The organism is Streptomyces sp. TLI_053 (assembly GCF_900105395.1).
Classification (GTDB): Bacteria; Actinomycetota; Actinomycetes; order Streptomycetales; family Streptomycetaceae; genus Kitasatospora.
The window spans coordinates 7,326,533-7,343,288 of sequence record NZ_LT629775.1; the positions used below are offsets into that span (position 1 = coordinate 7,326,533).

Consider the following 16,756-nt stretch of genomic DNA (forward strand, 5'->3'; position numbering starts at 1 on the left):
TGTCCGCATCCGGGCCGGGCGATTTCGGGGCCGGGACCGCCCGGCGGGCCGCGGGGGCGCCGCCGGGCCGGTCCCGGGGCGGATCAACCCTTGGCGGCCGTCACCGAGTTGAGGGTGACGTCGGCCATCGGGTGGCCGTCCGTGCCGCCCTCCAGGGTGCCCGCGGCGGCGATCTTCTGGAGCACGTCCAGACCGCCGGTGATCTTGCCGAAGGGGGTGTAGTTCGGCGGCAGCTGGGTGTCCTTGTAGACCAGGAAGAACTGGCTGCCGTTGGTGCCGGGGCCGGAGTTGGCCATCGCCACGGTGCCGGCCGGGTAGGTAGCGCCGGTGAGGTTCTCGTCGGCGAACTTGTAGCCCGGGCCGCCGGTGCCGCCGGGGGCGGTCGCGCTGGCGGTCGGGTCGCCGCACTGCAGCACGAAGATGCCGTCGGTGGTGAGGCGGTGGCACTTGGTGTGGTCGAAGTACTGCTCGCCGGCCAGGAAGGCGAAGGAGTTGACCGTGTGCGGGGCCTTGGCGGCGTCCAGCGCCAGCGTCACCTTGCCGCAGTTGCTGTCCAGCGTCGCGGTGTAGGTGGCCTTGGCGTCCACGGTCATGGCCGGCTCGGCCTGCCACTGCTTGCCGTTCGGGCTGCCCGGGGCGGCCTCGACGCAGCCGTCGACGGCCTTGCGGGTCGGGACCGAGGGCTCGGTCGGGGTGGGCGCGGCCTGGGCGGCGGGGTCGCTCTTCTTCTTGTCGTCCGAGTCGAAGGCGCCGGTCGCGAACAGGGTGCCGCCGCCGGCCAGCACGACCACCGCCAACGCCGCGCCGAGCACGCTGTTGCGGCGCTTGCGCGCGGCCGCCGCGGCGGCCCGGCGCTCCGCCTGGCGTTCGTACTTGTCCCGGGCGAGCTGCCGCCGCCGCTGTTCGCTGCTGACCACCGGCTCTGTCTCCTACGGATGTGCTGGTCGCTGATGTGTGGGCGTCGTGTGTGCGATGCCGATGCGGATCATCGCACCCATCGGCGGCCAAGTGTAGGGACCGCGACCGTAAGAACGGGGTGAACCTGTCAGGTCGAAGTGAACCTGTCACCCGGATCTGGTTCGCAACCGGACCCGGACCGCCGGTAGGCTGCCCCTGCAATCACAGCTTGTAGCAGCAGCCGAAGCCACCGCGGCGGCCGAAGCCCCAGAGCCCGAGACCGACACCGAAGGACGAGCGTGTTCATCGCCGGATTCCCCGCTGGAGCCTGGGGCACCAACTGCTACCTGGTCGCGCCGGGACCGGGCGAGGAGTGCGTCATCGTCGATCCCGGCCACCAGGCCGCCGCCGGTGTCGAGGAACTCGTCCGCGAGCACCGGCTGAAGCCGGTCGCGGTGCTGCTCACCCACGGCCACATCGACCACGTCGCCTCCGTGGTCCCGGTCTGCGGCGCCAAGGGCGTCCCGGCCTGGATCCATCCCGAGGACCGCTACATGATGAGCGACCCCGAGCGGGCGCTCGGCCGCTCCCTGGGCACCCAGCTGATGGGCGAGCTCACCGTCGGCGAGCCGGACGACGTCCGCGAGCTGACCGACGGCAGCGTGCTGGAGCTCGCGGGCCTCTCGCTCACCGTCGACCACGCCCCCGGCCATACCGGGGGGTCGGTGACGTTCCGGACGCCCGGCGCCGAGGACCTTCCCCCGGTGCTCTTCTCGGGCGACCTGCTCTTCGCCGGCTCCATAGGGCGGACGGACCTCCCGGGCGGGGACAGCGAGGCGATCATGCGCTCGCTGGCCCGGGTGTGCCTGCCCCTCGACGACGCCACCGTGGTCCTCTCCGGCCACGGCGGACAGACCACCATCGGCCGCGAGCGCGCCACCAACCCCTACCTCCGACAGGCAGCGGGGGCGGACGGCGCCCCGGCTTTCCCGCGACGAGGAATGTGACGGAAGAGAAGTTGAGCACCTTCACCGCCCCCAAGGGCACCTACGACCTGCTGCCGCCCAGCTCCGCGACCTTCCTGGCGATCCGCGAGGCCATCGCCGCCCCCGCCCGCCGGGCCGGCTACGGGTACATCGAGACCCCGGTCTTCGAGGACGTCAAGCTGTTCTCCCGCGGTGTCGGCGAGTCCACCGACATCGTCTCCAAGGAGATGTACACCCTCACCACCAAGGGCGGCGACGAGCTCGCGCTGCGCCCCGAGGGCACCGCCTCGGTGCTGCGCGCCGCGCTCCAGGCCAACCTGCACAAGCAGGGCAACCTGCCGGTCAAGCTCTGGTACTCCGGCTCGTACTACCGCTACGAGCGCGCCCAGAAGGGCCGCTACCGCCAGTTCTCGCAGGTCGGCGCCGAGGCGATCGGCGCGGAGGACCCGGCGCTGGACGCCGAGCTGATCGTCCTCGCCGACGACGCCTTCCGCGCGCTCGGCCTGAGCGACTACTCGCTGCTGCTCAACAGCCTCGGCGACAAGCAGTGCCGCCCGGTCTACCGCGCCGCCCTGATCGAGTTCCTGGCCGGGCTGGACCTCGACGAGGACACCCGCCGCCGCGCGGAGATCAACCCGCTGCGCGTGCTCGACGACAAGCGCGAGTCCGTGCAGGCCCAGCTCGTCGGCGCCCCGATGCTGCGCGACTACCTCTGCGAGGACTGCAAGGCCTACGACGAGAAGGTCCGCGAGCTGCTCACCGCCAACGGCGTGGCCTTCGTCGACGTCCCCAAGCTGGTCCGCGGGCTGGACTACTACACCCGCACCACCTTCGAGTTCGTGCACAACGGCCTCGGCGCCCAGTCCGCCATCGGCGGCGGCGGCCGCTACGACGGCCTGTCCGAGATGATCGGCGGCCCCGCGCTGCCCTCGGTCGGCTGGGCGCTCGGCGTGGACCGCACCTTCCTGGCCCTGGAGGCCGAGGGCGTCGCCCTCGACCTGCCGGCCGCCACCTCCGTCTACGCCGTCGCGCTCGGCGAGGAGGCCAAGAACGTCCTGTTCGCCAAGGTGGTCGAGCTGCGCCGGGCCGGCGTCGCCACCGACCTCGCCTTCGGCGTCAAGAGCATCAAGAACGCCATGAAGTCCGCCGACCGATCCGGCGCCCGCTTCGCCCTCGTCGCCGGCGACCGGGACCTCGCCGAGGGGGTCGTCCAGCTCAAGGACCTCACCACCGGCGAGCAGAACCCGGTCGCCCTCGACGCACTCGTCACCACCCTGAAGGAGAAGCAGCTGTGATCCGCACGCACGACGCGGGCACGCTCCGCCCGGAGCACGCAGGCACCACCGTCACCCTGGCCGGCTGGGTCGCCCGCCGCCGCGACCACGGCGGCGTCGCCTTCATCGACCTGCGCGACGCCTCCGGCACCGTGCAGATCGTGGTCCGCGACCTCGACTCGGTGCACGGCCTGCGCGCCGAGTACTGCGTCAAGGTGGTCGGCGACGTCCGGGTCCGCCCCGAGGGCAACGAGAACCCCGACATCCCGACCGGCGCCGTCGAGGTCGTGGTCAGCGGGATCGAGGTCCTCTCCGAGGCCGCGCCGCTGCCGTTCCCGGTCGCCGAGTACGAGCCCGGCACGGTCAACGAGGAGGTCCGCCTCCGCTACCGCTACCTCGACCTGCGCCGCGAGGGCCCGGCCAAGGGCCTGCGCCTGCGCTCCAAGGTCAACAACATCATCCGCCGGGTGATGGAGGACAACGACTACCTCGACATCGAGACGCCGTACCTCACCCGCTCCACCCCCGAGGGCGCCCGCGACTTCCTGGTCCCGGTGCGCCTCCAGCCCGGTCACTGGTACGCCCTGCCGCAGTCGCCCCAGCTGTTCAAGCAGCTGCTGATGGTGGCCGGCATGGAGCGCTACTACCAGATCGCCCGCTGCTTCCGCGACGAGGACTTCCGCGCCGACCGCCAGCCGGAGTTCACCCAGCTCGACATCGAGGCCTCCTTCGTCGACCAGGAGGACATCCTGGCCCTCGGCGAGAAGATCATCGGCTCGATCTGGCGCGAGGTCCACGGCTACGAGGTCCCGAACCCGCTGCCGCGGATGACCTACGCCGACGCCATGGGCCGCTACGGCTCGGACAAGCCGGACGTCCGCTTCGGCCAGGAACTCACCGACCTCACCGAGTACTTCCGCGGCACCGAGTTCCGGGTCTTCCAGGCCCCGTACGTCGGCGCCGTGGTCATGCCCGGCGGTGCCTCGCAGCCGCGCAAGCAGCTCGACGCCTGGCAGGACTGGGCCAAGGCGCGCGGCGCCAAGGGCCTCGCCTACGTGCTCATCGACGCCGAGACCGGCGAGCTGCGCGGCCCGGTCGCCAAGAACCTCTCCGAGGAGCACCTGGCCGGCCTCGCCGCCGCCGCCGGTGCCAAGAACGGCGACGCGGTCTTCTTCGCGGCCGGCAAGGAGCGCCCCTCGCAGGAGCTGCTCGGCGCCGCCCGACTGGAGATCGGCCGCCGCTGCGAGCTCATCGACGAGTCCCAGTGGGCCTTCCTCTGGGTCGTCGACTTCCCGATGTTCGAGCCGATCGAGGACGACAAGGGCGCCTTCCAGGGCTGGCACGCGGTGCACCACCCCTTCACCGCCCCCACCGCCGAGTCGCTGGCGACCTTCGACACCGACCCGGGCAGCGCCCTGTCCAACGCCTACGACCTCGTGCTCAACGGCTCGGAGCTGGGCGGCGGTTCGATCCGTATCCACCAGCGGGACGTGCAGAAGCGGGCGTTCGACGCGATCGGGCTCTCCGAGGAGGAGGCCGCCTCGCAGTTCGGCTTCCTGCTGGACGCCTTCAACTACGGCCCGCCGCCGCACGGTGGCGTCGCCTTCGGCCTCGACCGGATCGTCACCCTGCTCGGCGGGTACGACACCATCCGTGACGTCATCGCCTTCCCGAAGACGTCCACCGGTGGCGACCCGCTGACCGGTGCTCCCACCCCGATCACCCCGGCGCAGCGCCGCGAGGCCGGCGTGGACGCCCAGCCGAAGGTCCGCGAGGACGCCAAGTCCGAGGCGCAGCCGAAGGCCTGACAGTACGTCGGCCGGAGTCGGCTAACCTTTCACGGCCCCGGACAGCAACCGTGCTGTCCGGGGCCGGTCCACAACGGCGTGCGACAGAGAGAGGGATCCCCTGTGAAGGTCAGTACCAGAATCGAGTGTCCCGAGGACGCTCCGGCCACCAGACGAGTCCACATGGCGGCCTTCCCCGGCCCCGACGAGGCCGACCTGGTCGACGCGCTGCGCCGCGACCGGGCCTGGCTGCCGGAGCTGTCGGTGGTCGCCGTCGACGACACCGGGCTGGTCGTCGGCCACGCGCTGCTCTCCCGGCTGCGGGTCGGCGAGGGCAGCGGGCTGGCGCTCGCGCCGGTCGCCGTCGCGCCCGAGTGGCAGCGCAAGGGCGTCGGCGAGCTGGTGGTCCGGGCCGCGCTGGCGGCCGCCGAGGAGGCCGGCGAGAAGCTCGTCGTCGTGCTCGGCGACCCGGACTACTACGGCCGTTTCGGCTTCATCCCGGCCCAGCGGCACGAAGTGAGCGGCCCGTTCGAGGTGCCCGAGGGGTACTTCCAGACGCTCGCCCTGCCCGGGTACGACGGCTCCCCGAGGGGCCTGTGCCGTTACCCGGAGCCCTTCGAGGCCGTCTAGGGCGTTCCGGGGCCCTCCGGGGCGCCCCGGGGCGCGTCCCGAGCCCCTCGCTCGTCGATCCGGTTCCCGAGACCCACCGTGGCCCGGCAGCTGCGCACGAACGCGGCCATGGCAGGTGTCGGCGTCCGGTCCTTGGGCCAGTACAGCCCGACCTGGCACGGGCTCAACCCCCGCACCGGCCGGTACGCGACATCCTCGCGCGGTGCCAGCCGGCTCATGGTCTCCGGGGCGAAGCCGACGCCCTGGCCGCACACCACCGCGGCCAGCCACTCGTCGGTGTTGTGCGCCACCGCGCCGATCCGCACCGGTCGCCCGCCCCGCTCCCGGACCGCCAGCCAGTAGTCCCGCCAGTGCCCGGACTCGTGCGGGATCGCCACGAAGGGCTCGTCGAGCAGCTCCTCGAAGTCGATCACCGCACGGCCGGCCAGCCGGTGTCCGGCCGGCAGCGCCGCGCAGCGCGGCTCCTCGCCCAGCACGGCCACGCCGTAGCGCCGGGCCAGTGAGGGCGGCGCGTGCCAGAGGGTGAGGTCGATCTCGCCGGTGGCCAGCCCGGAGGTCGGGTCGAACCAGTTGTTCTGCCTCAGCTCCACCTGCCAGCCCGGCATCCGGCGGGCGAAGTCCGCGACCGTGCGCCGGGTCATCAGGTTGATGATGCCGCCCTCGAAGCCCACCCGGAGCGTCGAGCCGTGCTCGGCCGCGGCCGCCCGGGTGGCGCGAAGCGCCTCCTCCCAGCCGGCCATCAGCGCGTCGGTGTGCGCGGCCAGCGCCAGACCGGCCCGGGTCGGGGTCATACCGTGCCGCGAGCGTTCGAACAGCTCGACCCCGAGCAGGGTCTCCAGCTGCCGGATCCGCTTGGTCAGCGCCGGCTGGGAGACCAGCAGCCGGGCCGCCGCCGCGGTCAGCTGCCCCTCCTCGCAGACCGCGGCGAAGCCGCGCAGCAGACGGGTGTCGACATCCATGCCCCTAGGTTATGGAACCGGGAATTGGACCCGTTCGGCAGGTCTGGGTCATCGTGGGTCGTTCGGTCCTCGGGCCGGTCGACGGGGGAGCCCGGCAGCGACGGTTCAGGGGGCCGCCGGTGCCGGGCCGGAACACTCCCGGGGTGCCGCCGCGGCCCGGCCGGGACCTGCGGGAACCGGCCCCAGGACGTACGGTGAGGGATCATCAGCACCCCGCCGAACGGAGGCGCCCAGGTGGCAGCCAAGGCCGAGCACGAGCAGAGCGGCCCCGGGAGGGGCGGCGCCGCCCAGGACGGGCCGGCCGGTCCGGACCGGCCGGAGGGTCCGGTCGGGCGGCTGGCGAGGAAGCCGTACGAGCGCGAACTGCTCCGGCTCCAGCACGAGCTGGTGAAGCTCCAGGAATGGGTGCGTGCCGAGGGCGCCCGGCTGGTGGTGGTGTTCGAGGGGCGCGACGCGGCCGGCAAGGGCGGCGCGATCAAGCGGGTGACGGAGTATCTGAACCCGCGGATCGCCAGGGTCGCCGCACTGCCCGCGCCGACCGAGCGCCAGCGCACCCAGTGGTACTTCCAGCGCTACGTCGAGCACCTGCCGGCCGCCGGGGAGATCGTGCTGTTCGACCGCAGCTGGTACAACCGCGCCGGGGTCGAGCGGGTGATGGGCTTCTGCGGCGAGGAGGAGTACTGGCAGTTCCTGCACCAGGCCCCGATCTTCGAGCGGATGCTCGCCGAGTCCGGCCTGCTGCTGCGCAAGTACTGGTTCTCGGTCAGCGACACCGAGCAGGAGCGCCGCTTCCGGGACCGGCTGGCGGACCCGATGAAGCGCTGGAAGCTCTCGCCGATGGACGTCGAGTCGATCACCCGCTGGGAGGACTACTCGCGGGCCAAGGACGAGATGTTCCTGCACACCGACACCCCGGAGTCGCCCTGGCACGTGGTGGAGAGCGACGACAAGCGGCGGGCCCGGATCAACATGATCGCCCACCTGCTCTCCACCGTCCCGTACCGCGAGGTGGGCCCGCGGCCGATCGAGCTGCCGGAGCGCCCGGCCTCGCAGGGCTACCGGCGGCCGCCGCGGGACCTCCAGAAGTACGTGCCGGACCACGCGGCCCGGCTCGACGGGTAGCGCCCTCCGGCAGCCGTGGCCGGGGCGGGCTGTCGGAGGCCTCGCATAGGCTTCCGGTGTGGACGAACCGGACCTCTTCACCGCCGCCGCCGAGGAACGCCAGGCCAAGGAGCCCGGCCGGGCCCCGCTCGCCGTGCGGATGCGCCCGCGCACCGTCGACGAGGTGGCCGGGCAGCGGAAACTGCTCAAGGACGGCTCCCCGCTGCGCCGGCTGGTGTCGGGGTCGCGCGGCCCGGCGGCGACCAGTTCGGTGATCCTCTGGGGCCCGCCCGGCACCGGGAAGACCACGCTCGCGCACGTCATCAGCCAGGCCGTCGAGGGCCGCTTCGTCGAGCTGTCCGCGATCACCGCCGGGGTCAAGGAGGTCCGCGCGGTCATCGACGGCGCCCGGCGCGCGGTCGGCATGACCGGCCGGGAGACGGTGCTCTTCCTCGACGAGATCCACCGCTTCTCCAAGGCCCAGCAGGACTCCCTGCTCCCGGCGGTGGAGAACCGCTGGGTGACCCTGATCGCCGCGACCACGGAGAACCCGTACTTCTCGGTGATCTCCCCGCTGCTCTCCCGCTCGCTGCTGCTCACCCTGGAGTCGCTGACCGACGACGACGTCCGGGCGCTGCTGCGCCGCGCGGTCGTGGACGAGCGCGGTCTGGGCGGCGCGGTGGAGCTGGCCGCGGAGGCCGAGGACCACCTGGTCCGGCTGGCCGGCGGCGACGCCCGCAAGGCGCTCACCACGCTGGAGGCGGCGGCCGGGGCGGCGCTGGAGCAGGGGGAGGCGGAGATCACCCTCGCCAGCACCGAGACCGCCGTCAACCAGGCCGCCGTCCGCTACGACCGGGACGGCGACCAGCACTACGACGTGGCCAGCGCGCTGATCAAGTCGATCCGCGGCAGTGACGTCGACGCCACGCTGCACTACCTGGCCCGGATGATCGAGGCGGGGGAGGACCCTCGCTTCATCGCCCGCCGGCTGATGATCTCGGCGAGCGAGGACATCGGCCTGGCCGATCCCACGGCGCTGCCGACGGCGGTGGCGGCGGCCCAGGCGGTGGCGCTGATCGGCTTCCCGGAGGCGCGGATCATCCTCTCCCAGGCGGCCATCGCGCTCGCCCTGGCGCCCAAGTCCAACGCCGCCTACCTGGCGATCGACGCGGCGCTCGCGGACGTCCGGCAGGGCCTCGCCGGGCCGGTGCCGCCGCATCTGCGGGACGCGCACTACGGGGGCGCGGGCAAGCTGGGGCACGGCAAGGGCTACCAGTACCCGCACGACCTGCCGGAGGGCATCGCGAGCCAGCAGTACGCGCCGGACGCGGTGCACGGGCGGGCGTACTACCGGCCGACCCGGCGCGGCGGGGAGGCGCGGTACGCGGACGTCGTGGAGTGGACCAGGGGGCGGCTGCGGGGCGAGCCGGCCGGTCCGGCCAAGGGGGAAGCGAAGCCGGGCCCGGGGGCGGGCCCGAAGTCCGGGGCGAAGGCGGAGCCCGGGTCGGTCCCGAAGTCCGGGGCGAGGACGGACCCGAAGCCGGACCCGAAGCCGGAGCCGGGCCCGCAGTCCGGGCCGGAGCACGAGCCGGAGCACGGGCCGGAGGCGGCCGCGGAGGGGGAGCGGGAGGCCGGGTGAGGGCGCCGGTGATCTGCCGGTATACTCGGCCGGAGTGCCATGTCCCGGGACGGCGGTGGGGGAGACCCGACCGACCGGCCGCACCAGCGGGGCAGTGGCCGTAGACCCCCTCCGGGGGGTCCGCACCAGGAGCGTCGCGCACCGTCCAGGTGTCGCGGACGACCGGCTTCCGGTCCGCCCGTGTGACCAGCACACTCGTGCCCGGCTCCGGAGAGCGGCTGATCGCACCGCCCAGCGCGGTGGGGTTTTCTCCGGGCCGCGACATGCGACCTCCGTCAACACCTGGTGAAGCCGTATTCGTCAGTAAGGAAGGTTTGGTTCATGGCGAACCAGAAGCGTCCCAAGGTCAAGATCGCGCGTGCGCTCGGCGTGCCGCTGACCCCGAAGTCCGTCAAGTACTTCGAGGCCCGCCCGTACCCGCCCGGCCAGCACGGCCGTGGTCGCAAGCAGAACTCGGACTACAAGGTCCGTCTGGTCGAGAAGCAGCGTCTGCGCGCTCAGTACGACCTGAGCGAGAAGCAGATGGCCCGTGCGTTCGACCGCGCGAAGAAGGCCGAGGGCAAGACCGGTGAGGCGCTCGTCGCCGAGCTGGAGACCCGCCTCGACTCGCTGGTGCTGCGTTCGGGCATCGCCCGCACCATCTACCAGGCCCGTCAGATGGTCGTCCACGGCCACGTCGAGGTCAACGGCGGCAAGGTCAACAAGCCGTCGTTCCAGATGAAGCCGGGCTTCGTGGTGACCATCCGCGAGCGCAGCAAGGAGAAGGTCCCGTTCCAGGTCGCCCGTGAGGGTGGCAACGCGGGCGAGGGCCAGACCCCGAAGTACCTCGAGGTCAACCTGAAGGCCCTGGCCTTCCGCCTGGACCGCGCGCCGCAGCGCAAGGAGGTCCCGGTGATCTGCGACGAGCAGCTCGTCGTCGAGTACTACTCGCGCTGACCCGCGAGCGGTATCACCTGCGGTACCCAGCGAGCCCCCGTCGCCCTTGTGGCGGCGGGGGCTCGCCCCTGTGCGGGGCCTGTCCGGGGGAGGGTGTCAGACCTGCTCGCCGGTCATCGCGGCGACCAGCCGCAGGTGCGGCCGGGCCTCGTCGTGGCGGCCCTGGCGTTCCAGGGTGCGGCCCAGCATCAGCCGGGCGTAGTCCTCGGCCGGGTCGGCGTCCAGCACCAGGCGCAGCTCCGCCTCGGCCCGGCGGAGCTGGGCGGAGTGGAAGTAGCTGCGGGCCAGCAGCAGCCGGACCGACAGGTTGGCCGGCTCCTCGGCGAGCACCCCCTCCAGCATCCGGGCGGCGTCGGTGTACGCCTTGGAGTCGAAGTAGAAGTTCGCCATGCGGTAGTCGTCGGCGAGGTTGGTGGCCACGGGGGTGCTCCTTCCGTACGGGCCGGTCGGTCTGCCCCCTCCAGCAAAGGACAAGTTTCAACTATTCCCGGGCCGCCCGGGGGCTGCCGCGGCCCTCAGCGGCCCACCGGGGAAGGCAGCGGGGCCGGCGGCGGCAGCGGCCCCGGTCCCGGCCGCGCCCCCGGGTCCTCCGGGTGCTCGCCGCCGCCCAGCGCGCGGTGCACGGCGGCGTCCAGGTCGAGCCGGGTGCCGGTGGCGAAGAAGTCGGCGTACTCCTGCTCGGTCAGCCCGGCGACGGCGCGCTCCTCGCAGGCCCGGTGCGGGCCGTTGAAGGTGCGCGAGCCGAAGAACGGCTTGCCGACCGCCTGCCAGATCCGGTGCGCCGCGCCCTGCAGCACCCGGGCCTCGCGCAGGTCCCCCGGCTCGCCCGGGCCGGCCGGCTCGGTCTCCAGCAGCGCCAGCAGGTCGATCGCCAGCACGATGCCCAGCAGATCGTTGAAGAGGTGGTTCAGCCGGACGCTCTCCCGGGCCAGCGACCGGGCCGGGCGGACCTCGCCGTTCAGCCAGTGCGAGTACGCGAACGCGTACAGCCCGTACGCGTACGCCCACTGCTCGCCGTGCTCCTCGCACAGTTCGCGGACCTGGCCGAGCCACAGCTCGCCGCTGTCCTGGTCGCCCTGGAACAGGTAGGCGATGCCCAGCTCGAACATCGCCATCAGGACGTTGCTGTTGAGCTCGCCGATGGTGCGGTAGTGCCAGAGCGCCTCCTCGAACAGCTCCGCCGCCCGGGCCGGCTCGTCGCCGATCAGCGCCGCGCAGCCCTGCCGGTGCACCGCGTAGGCGAGCGCGCGGTCGTCGCCGGTGGCCAGCGCCTGGCGGCGGCACTCCTCCAGCGCGGGCCGGGCGGAGACCAGGTCGCCCTGGAGGGTGGCCATGTAGCCGGTCACCCAGAGCGCCTTGGCCCGGGCCTCGGTGGGTTCGGGCGCGAGGGCGAGCGCCCGGTCGAGCCAGTGCCGGCCCTCGCCGAGGTGGCCGCAGCCCACCCAGTAGAACCACAGCGTGCCGGCCATCAGCAGGGCGATCTGCTCCTCGCCCGGCTCGGCCAGGCAGAACTCCAGGGCGGCCCGCAGATTGGTGTGCGCCAGCTCGGTCCGCTCGGCGGTCTCCGCCTGCCGGGGACCGAACCACTCGACCTCGCCCCAGGTGGCCACGCCCAGGTACCAGTCCCGGTGCCGGCACAGCAGCCGGGGCTCCTCGCCGGCCGCGCGCAGCCAGCGCAGTCCGTACTCGCGGAGGGTGTCCAGCAGCCGGAACCGGACGCCGAACGGGCTGTCCTCGCGCAGGACCACGGACTTGGCGACCAGCTCGGTGAGCAGGTCCAGCAGCTCGTCCGGGTCGACGCCCTCGCCGGCGCACACGTACTCGGCCGCGTCCAGGTCGAAGCCGCCGGCGAAGACCGACAGGCGCGCCCAGAGTAAACGTTCCTGCTCCGTGCAGAGCTCGTGACTCCAGCCGATCGTGGTGCGCAGCGTCCGGTGGCGCGGCAGGGCGGCCGGATCACCGCCGGTCAGCAGCCGGAACCGGTCGTCCAGCCGCGCGCCGATCTGCTCCACCGACAGCGCCCGCAGCCGCCCCGCGGCCAGCTCGACCGCCAGCGGGATGCCGTCCAGCCGCCGGCACAGCTGGGCGATCGCCTCCGCGTTCTCGGCGGTGACCGCGAACGACGGCAGCACCGCCCGGGCCCGGTCCGCGAACAGCAGCGCCGCGTCCGGCAGCGCCCCCGGGGCGACCGCGCCGGCGGTGCCGACCGGCAGCGGGGCCAGGTTCAGCAGGTGCTCCCCGGCCGTCCGCAGCGCCATCCGGCTGGTCGCCAGCACCCGCAGCCCCGGCAGCGCCCGCAGCAGCGCCACGGCCAGCTCGGCGCAGGCCGGCACCAGGTGCTCGCAGCCGTCCAGCACCAGCAGCAGCCTGCGCCCGGCGAGCCGCTCGGTCAGCACCTCCATCGGGGCCCGCGCCGTTCCGTCGGTCAGCCGCAGCGCCTCCAGGACGGCGTGCCCGAGCAACTGGCCGTTCTGCACCGGTGCCGCCTCGACCAGCCAGGTGCCGTCCGGGAACGCCCCGGCCGCCCGCGCGGCGGCCCGCAGCGCCAGCCGGGTCTTGCCGACCCCGCCCGGGCCGGTGACCGTCACCAGCCGCCGTTCGGCCAGCAGCAGGGCCAGCTCGGTCAGCTCGTTCCGCCGGCCGACGAAGCTGGTGACCTCCGCCGGGAGCCGCCCCGGCACCGGCCGGTCCGGACGTGGTGTGGAATCCCGATCCAAGCCCTGCTCCCCGTTTCGAGGCCCGGGCCAGGTCGGCCCGGGCGTCCGGCTCGGCCGCGCGGGTGGCGACCTGCCTGGCAGAACGAGGTGACCGGCGGGTAGGTTACGCGCGCGGATCGCACACCCGGTCGGTTCGCCGCGCGCCCCGCGGCGGAAACCCGGTCCGGAAACCCGGTGCGGTCGCGATAGGGTTCCCCTTGGGAAACAGCGAGGCGAGGGAGCGCGCAAAGGTGTCCGTGGGAGAGCTGGCCGGTCTGCTCGTCGCCGTGTTCTGGGCTGTCCTGGTCACCCTGCTCGCCGTCGTGCTGGTCCGGCTCTCGCGGGTCCTCAAGGAGGCCACCGTCCTCGTCTCCGCCGTCACCGAGCAGGCCGTGCCGCTGCTGACCGAGGCCGGTGCCGCCGTGCGCAGCGCCAACGAGCAGCTGGAGCGGGTGGACGAGATCACCGCCAACGTGCAGGACGCGGCGGCCAACGCCAACGCGCTCTCCTCCACCGTCGCGGCGACCCTCGGCGGTCCGCTGGTCAAGGTCGCGGCGTTCAGCTACGGCGTGCGCAAGGCCGTCGCCAAGCAGCAGGGCACCGCGACGCTGCCCACCCAGCCGTCCGAGCGCGAGGAACTGGCCCGGCTGGTCCGGGCCGAGGTCCGCGCCGCGACCGCGCCGAGGACCGGACTGCTGTCCCGGGTCCGGCGCGCGGTGAGGGGCTGACGGCATGGTGCGACGCGTCTTCTGGATGGCGGTCGGCGCCGGTGCCACCGTCTGGGCCATGAACAAGGCCAACGAGGCCGTGCACCGGCTCACCCCGGACAGCCTGTCCGGCACCGCCGCGCGCGGTGCGCTGCACCTGGGCGACCTGGCCAAGCAGTTCGCCCAGGACGTCCGGACCGGCATGACCGAGCGCGAGGAGCAGTTGCGCGAGGACCTCGGCCTGGACGGCACCGCCGTCGTCGAGCCGCGCCGTCGCAGTGGGGTGCTCCGCGGTGAGCCCCAGTACCGAGCTATCTCGGCGGCGCCCGGTAGCCCGGCCGCCGCCCTGCCTCCGCCCAGCCGTGCCCGCGCCTCGTCCGACGGCGCCGGCACCACCCCCCAAGCCATCGAGAGAACGCCCCGGCGCGCGATTCCGCCGCGGGGCGGTACGAACCGGAAGGACCACTAATGGAGTCGGCAGAGATCCGCCGCCGCTGGCTGCGCTTCTTCGAGGAGCGCGGCCACACCGTCGTTCCGTCGGCGTCCCTGGTCGCCGACGACCCCACCCTGCTGCTGGTCAACGCCGGCATGGTGCCGTTCAAGCCGTACTTCCTGGGCGAGGTCAAGCCGCAGTTCTCGCGCGCCACCAGCGTCCAGAAGTGTGTGCGCACCCTGGACATCGAGGAGGTCGGGAAGACCACCCGGCACGGCTCCTTCTTCCAGATGTGCGGCAACTTCTCCTTCGGCGACTACTTCAAGGAAGGAGCCATCAAGTTCGCCTGGGAGCTGCTCACCACTCCCGTCGCGGACGGTGGCTACGGCCTGGAGAAGGAGAAGCTCTGGATCACCGTCTACAAGGACGACGACGAGGCCGAGCAGATCTGGCGTGACGTCATCGGCGTCCCGTCGGAGCGGATCCAGCGCCTGGGCATGAAGGACAACTTCTGGTCGATGGGCGTCCCCGGCCCGTGCGGCCCGTGCTCGGAGATCAACTACGACCGCGGCCCCGCCTACGGCGAGGAGGGCGGCCCGGCCGTCAACGGCGAGCGCTACCTGGAGATCTGGAACCTGGTCTTCATGCAGTACGAGCGCGGCCACGGCGACGGCAAGGACGGTTTCGAGATCCTCGGCGACCTGCCGAGCAAGAACATCGACACCGGCCTCGGCCTGGAGCGTCTGGCCGCCATCCTGCAGGGCGTCGACAACCTCTTCGAGATCGACACCAGCCGGATGATCCTGGACCGGGCCGCCGAGCTGACCGGCCACACCTACGGCGCGGACCACAGGTCGGACGTCTCGCTGCGCGTGGTCACCGACCACATCCGCACCGCGCTGATGCTGATCGGCGACGGCGTCACCCCCGGCAACGAGGGCCGCGGCTACGTGCTGCGCCGCATCCTGCGCCGCGCCATCCGCAACATGCGCCTGCTGGGCGCCACCGGCGTGGTCGCCAAGGACCTCACCGATGTCGCGATCCAGGCGATGGCCCCGCAGTACCCGGAGCTGGAGACCGACCGCAAGCGCATCGAGACGGTCGTCGTCGGCGAGGAGGCGGCCTTCCTGCAGACCCTGAAGGCCGGCACCAGCCTGCTCGACGCCGCGGTCACCGAGACCAAGCAGTCCGGCGGCGCGGTGCTCTCCGGCGACCAGGCGTTCAAGCTGCACGACACCTACGGCTTCCCGATCGACCTGACCCTGGAGATGGCCGAGGAGCAGGGCCTCCAGGTCGACGAGGCCGGCTTCCGCCGCCTCATGCAGGAGCAGCGGGACCGCGCCAAGGCGGACGCCAAGGCCAAGAAGATGGGCCACGCCGACGTCGCCGCGTACCGCGAGGTCGCCGACAAGTCCGGCGCCAGCGTCTTCACCGGCTACACCCTCACCGAGGGCGAGGCCACCGTGGTCGGCCTGCTGGTGGACGGCGTCCCGGCGCCGGCCGCCTCCGAGGGCGACGAGGTCGAGCTCATCCTCGACCGCACCCCGTTCTACGCCGAGGGCGGCGGCCAGCTCGCCGACCACGGCCGGATCCGGCTGGACTCCGGCGCGGTCGTGGAGATCCGCGACGTGCAGCAGCCGGTGCCGGGCGTGGTCGTGCACTCCGGCGGTGTGCTGTTCGGCGAGGTCGTGCTCGGCGCCTCGGCCTACGCCACCATCGACGTGGACCGCCGCCGGGCGATCGCCCGGGCCCACTCGGCCACCCACCTGACCCACCAGGCGCTGCGCGACGCGCTCGGCCCGACGGCCGCCCAGGCCGGTTCGGAGAACGCCCCGGGCCGCTTCCGCTTCGACTTCGGCTCGCCCGCCGCCGTGCCCGGCAGCGTGCTGACCGACGTCGAGCAGAAGATCAACGACGTGCTGACCCGCGAGCTGGAGGTCACCGCCGAGGTCATGACGATGGACCAGGCCCGCAAGGCCGGCGCCATCGCGATGTTCGGCGAGAAGTACGGCGACGAGGTCCGGGTCGTCACCATCGGCGACTTCTCCAAGGAGCTGTGCGGCGGCACCCACGTCGGCAACACCGCCCAGCTGGGTCTGGTGAAGCTGCTCGGCGAGTCCTCGATCGGCTCCGGGGTGCGCCGGGTGGAGGCGCTGGTCGGCGCCGACGCCTACCGCTTCCTGGCCCGTGAGCACACCGTGGTCGCCCAGCTGACCGAGCTGGTCAAGGGCCGCCCGGAGGAGCTGCCGGAGAAGATCTCCGGCATGCTCGCCAAGCTCAAGGACGCCGAGAAGGAGATCGAGCGCTTCCGCGCCGAGAAGGTGCTCGCGGCCGCCGCGGGTCTCGCCGACTCGGCCGAGGACGTGCACGGCATCGCCGTGGTGGCCGCCCGGGTCGCCGACGGCACCGGCGCGGACGAGCTGCGCAAGCTGGTCCTGGACGTGCGCGGCCGCCTCGGTTCGCGCCCGGCCGTGGTCGCCGCCTTCACCGTGGCGAACGACCGCCCGCTGACCGTGATCGCCACCAACGAGGACGCCCGCGGCCGCGGCATCAAGGCCGGCGAGCTGGTCCGCACCGCGGCCAAGACCCTCGGCGGCGGCGGTGGCGGCAAGGACGACGTCGCCCAGGGCGGCGGCACCGACGCGACCGCGATCGACAAGGCCGTCGCCGCCGTGCGCGGTCTGGTCGCGGAGCGCGCCTCCTGATGGGGT

The 16,756-nt window shown here is 73.0% G+C and carries 14 protein-coding genes; 10 read left to right on the forward strand and 4 right to left on the reverse strand.

Going from position 1 to position 16,756, the window contains the following annotated elements:
- Nucleotides 1–83: 83 nt before the first annotated feature.
- Nucleotides 84–917: a peptidylprolyl isomerase gene (locus BLU95_RS30695; protein WP_093862835.1), complete on the reverse strand. Its 834-nt coding sequence runs from the start codon at nucleotides 915–917 to the stop codon at nucleotides 84–86.
- Between the two features lie 279 nt (nucleotides 918–1,196).
- Between BLU95_RS30695 and BLU95_RS30700 the strand changes: the two genes are divergently transcribed.
- From BLU95_RS30700 to BLU95_RS30715, 4 genes are all read left to right on the forward strand, one after another.
- Nucleotides 1,197–1,904 (forward strand): MBL fold metallo-hydrolase, encoded by a 708-nt coding sequence (locus tag BLU95_RS30700; RefSeq protein WP_093862836.1) that lies wholly within the window; start codon nucleotides 1,197–1,199, stop codon nucleotides 1,902–1,904.
- Nucleotides 1,905–1,915: 11 nt separating this feature from the next.
- Nucleotides 1,916–3,178, forward strand: coding sequence for a histidine--tRNA ligase (gene hisS / locus BLU95_RS30705; RefSeq protein WP_093862837.1), 1,263 nt, complete (start codon nucleotides 1,916–1,918; stop codon nucleotides 3,176–3,178).
- The gene (gene aspS / locus BLU95_RS30710) at nucleotides 3,175–4,965 is read left to right on the forward strand and encodes an aspartate--tRNA ligase (protein ID WP_093862838.1); all 1,791 of its coding nucleotides are present in this window, start codon (nucleotides 3,175–3,177) and stop codon (nucleotides 4,963–4,965) included. The genes hisS and aspS overlap by 4 nt, the downstream gene beginning before the upstream one ends.
- Before the next feature lie 102 nt (nucleotides 4,966–5,067).
- Nucleotides 5,068–5,574 carry a GNAT family N-acetyltransferase gene (locus BLU95_RS30715; protein ID WP_502689753.1) on the forward strand — a complete coding sequence of 169 codons (507 nt, stop codon included), beginning with the start codon at nucleotides 5,068–5,070 and terminating at the stop codon, nucleotides 5,572–5,574.
- Here BLU95_RS30715 and BLU95_RS30720 read toward each other — a convergent pair.
- Nucleotides 5,571–6,533: a LysR family transcriptional regulator gene (locus BLU95_RS30720; protein WP_093862840.1), complete on the reverse strand. Its 963-nt coding sequence runs from the start codon at nucleotides 6,531–6,533 to the stop codon at nucleotides 5,571–5,573. The genes BLU95_RS30715 and BLU95_RS30720 overlap by 4 nt on opposite strands.
- A 336-nt stretch (nucleotides 6,534–6,869) precedes the next feature.
- Here BLU95_RS30720 and ppk2 point away from each other — a divergent pair, with 336 nt between their 5' ends.
- From ppk2 to rpsD, 3 genes are all read left to right on the forward strand, one after another.
- A complete protein-coding gene (gene ppk2, locus BLU95_RS30725; RefSeq protein ID WP_093865245.1) occupies nucleotides 6,870–7,655 on the forward strand; it encodes a polyphosphate kinase 2 in 786 nt (261 codons plus the stop codon).
- A gap of 58 nt (nucleotides 7,656–7,713) precedes the next feature.
- Nucleotides 7,714–9,273 (forward strand): replication-associated recombination protein A, encoded by a 1,560-nt coding sequence (locus tag BLU95_RS30730; RefSeq protein WP_231977898.1) that lies wholly within the window; start codon nucleotides 7,714–7,716, stop codon nucleotides 9,271–9,273.
- Between the two features lie 321 nt (nucleotides 9,274–9,594).
- Nucleotides 9,595–10,209, forward strand: coding sequence for a 30S ribosomal protein S4 (rpsD, locus tag BLU95_RS30735; RefSeq protein ID WP_030396046.1), 615 nt, complete (start codon nucleotides 9,595–9,597; stop codon nucleotides 10,207–10,209).
- Nucleotides 10,210–10,305: 96 nt separating this feature from the next.
- Here the strand turns inward: rpsD and BLU95_RS30740 are convergent, their stop codons facing one another.
- Together BLU95_RS30740 and BLU95_RS42540 are read right to left on the reverse strand one after the other, a co-directional pair.
- Nucleotides 10,306–10,599: a tetratricopeptide repeat protein gene (locus BLU95_RS30740; protein WP_093865246.1), complete on the reverse strand. Its 294-nt coding sequence runs from the start codon at nucleotides 10,597–10,599 to the stop codon at nucleotides 10,306–10,308.
- 125 nt (nucleotides 10,600–10,724) lie between these two features.
- Nucleotides 10,725–12,926: an ATP-binding protein gene (locus BLU95_RS42540; RefSeq protein WP_159425045.1), complete on the reverse strand. Its 2,202-nt coding sequence runs from the start codon at nucleotides 12,924–12,926 to the stop codon at nucleotides 10,725–10,727.
- A 230-nt stretch (nucleotides 12,927–13,156) separates the two neighbouring features.
- On the opposite strand from BLU95_RS42540, the gene BLU95_RS30750 reads away from it, so the two are divergent.
- The 3 genes from BLU95_RS30750 to alaS are packed head-to-tail and all read left to right on the forward strand — an operon-like array spanning nucleotide 13,157 to nucleotide 16,750.
- Nucleotides 13,157–13,633 (forward strand): DUF948 domain-containing protein, encoded by a 477-nt coding sequence (locus tag BLU95_RS30750; RefSeq protein ID WP_093862842.1) that lies wholly within the window; start codon nucleotides 13,157–13,159, stop codon nucleotides 13,631–13,633.
- 4 nt (nucleotides 13,634–13,637) lie between these two features.
- Complete coding sequence (locus BLU95_RS43445; RefSeq protein WP_197698634.1) at nucleotides 13,638–14,081, forward strand: DUF6167 family protein; 444 nt, start codon at nucleotides 13,638–13,640, stop codon at nucleotides 14,079–14,081.
- Nucleotides 14,081–16,750 carry an alanine--tRNA ligase gene (gene alaS / locus BLU95_RS30760; RefSeq protein WP_093862843.1) on the forward strand — a complete coding sequence of 890 codons (2,670 nt, stop codon included), beginning with the start codon at nucleotides 14,081–14,083 and terminating at the stop codon, nucleotides 16,748–16,750. The genes BLU95_RS43445 and alaS overlap by 1 nt, the downstream gene beginning before the upstream one ends.
- Nucleotides 16,751–16,756: the final 6 nt, after the last annotated feature.

Excerpts from the sequence above, each read along its gene's own strand:
- BLU95_RS30720 (WP_093862840.1), bottom strand. The coding sequence starts at position 6,533 with ATGGATGTCGACACCCGTCTGCTGCGCGGCTTCGCCGCGGTCTGCGAG.
- rpsD (WP_030396046.1), top strand. The coding sequence starts at position 9,595 with ATGGCGAACCAGAAGCGTCCCAAGGTCAAGATCGCGCGTGCGCTCGGC.
- BLU95_RS30740 (WP_093865246.1), bottom strand. The coding sequence starts at position 10,599 with ATGGCGAACTTCTACTTCGACTCCAAGGCGTACACCGACGCCGCCCGG.
- BLU95_RS43445 (WP_197698634.1), top strand. The coding sequence starts at position 13,638 with ATGGTGCGACGCGTCTTCTGGATGGCGGTCGGCGCCGGTGCCACCGTC.
- alaS (WP_093862843.1), top strand. The coding sequence starts at position 14,081 with ATGGAGTCGGCAGAGATCCGCCGCCGCTGGCTGCGCTTCTTCGAGGAG.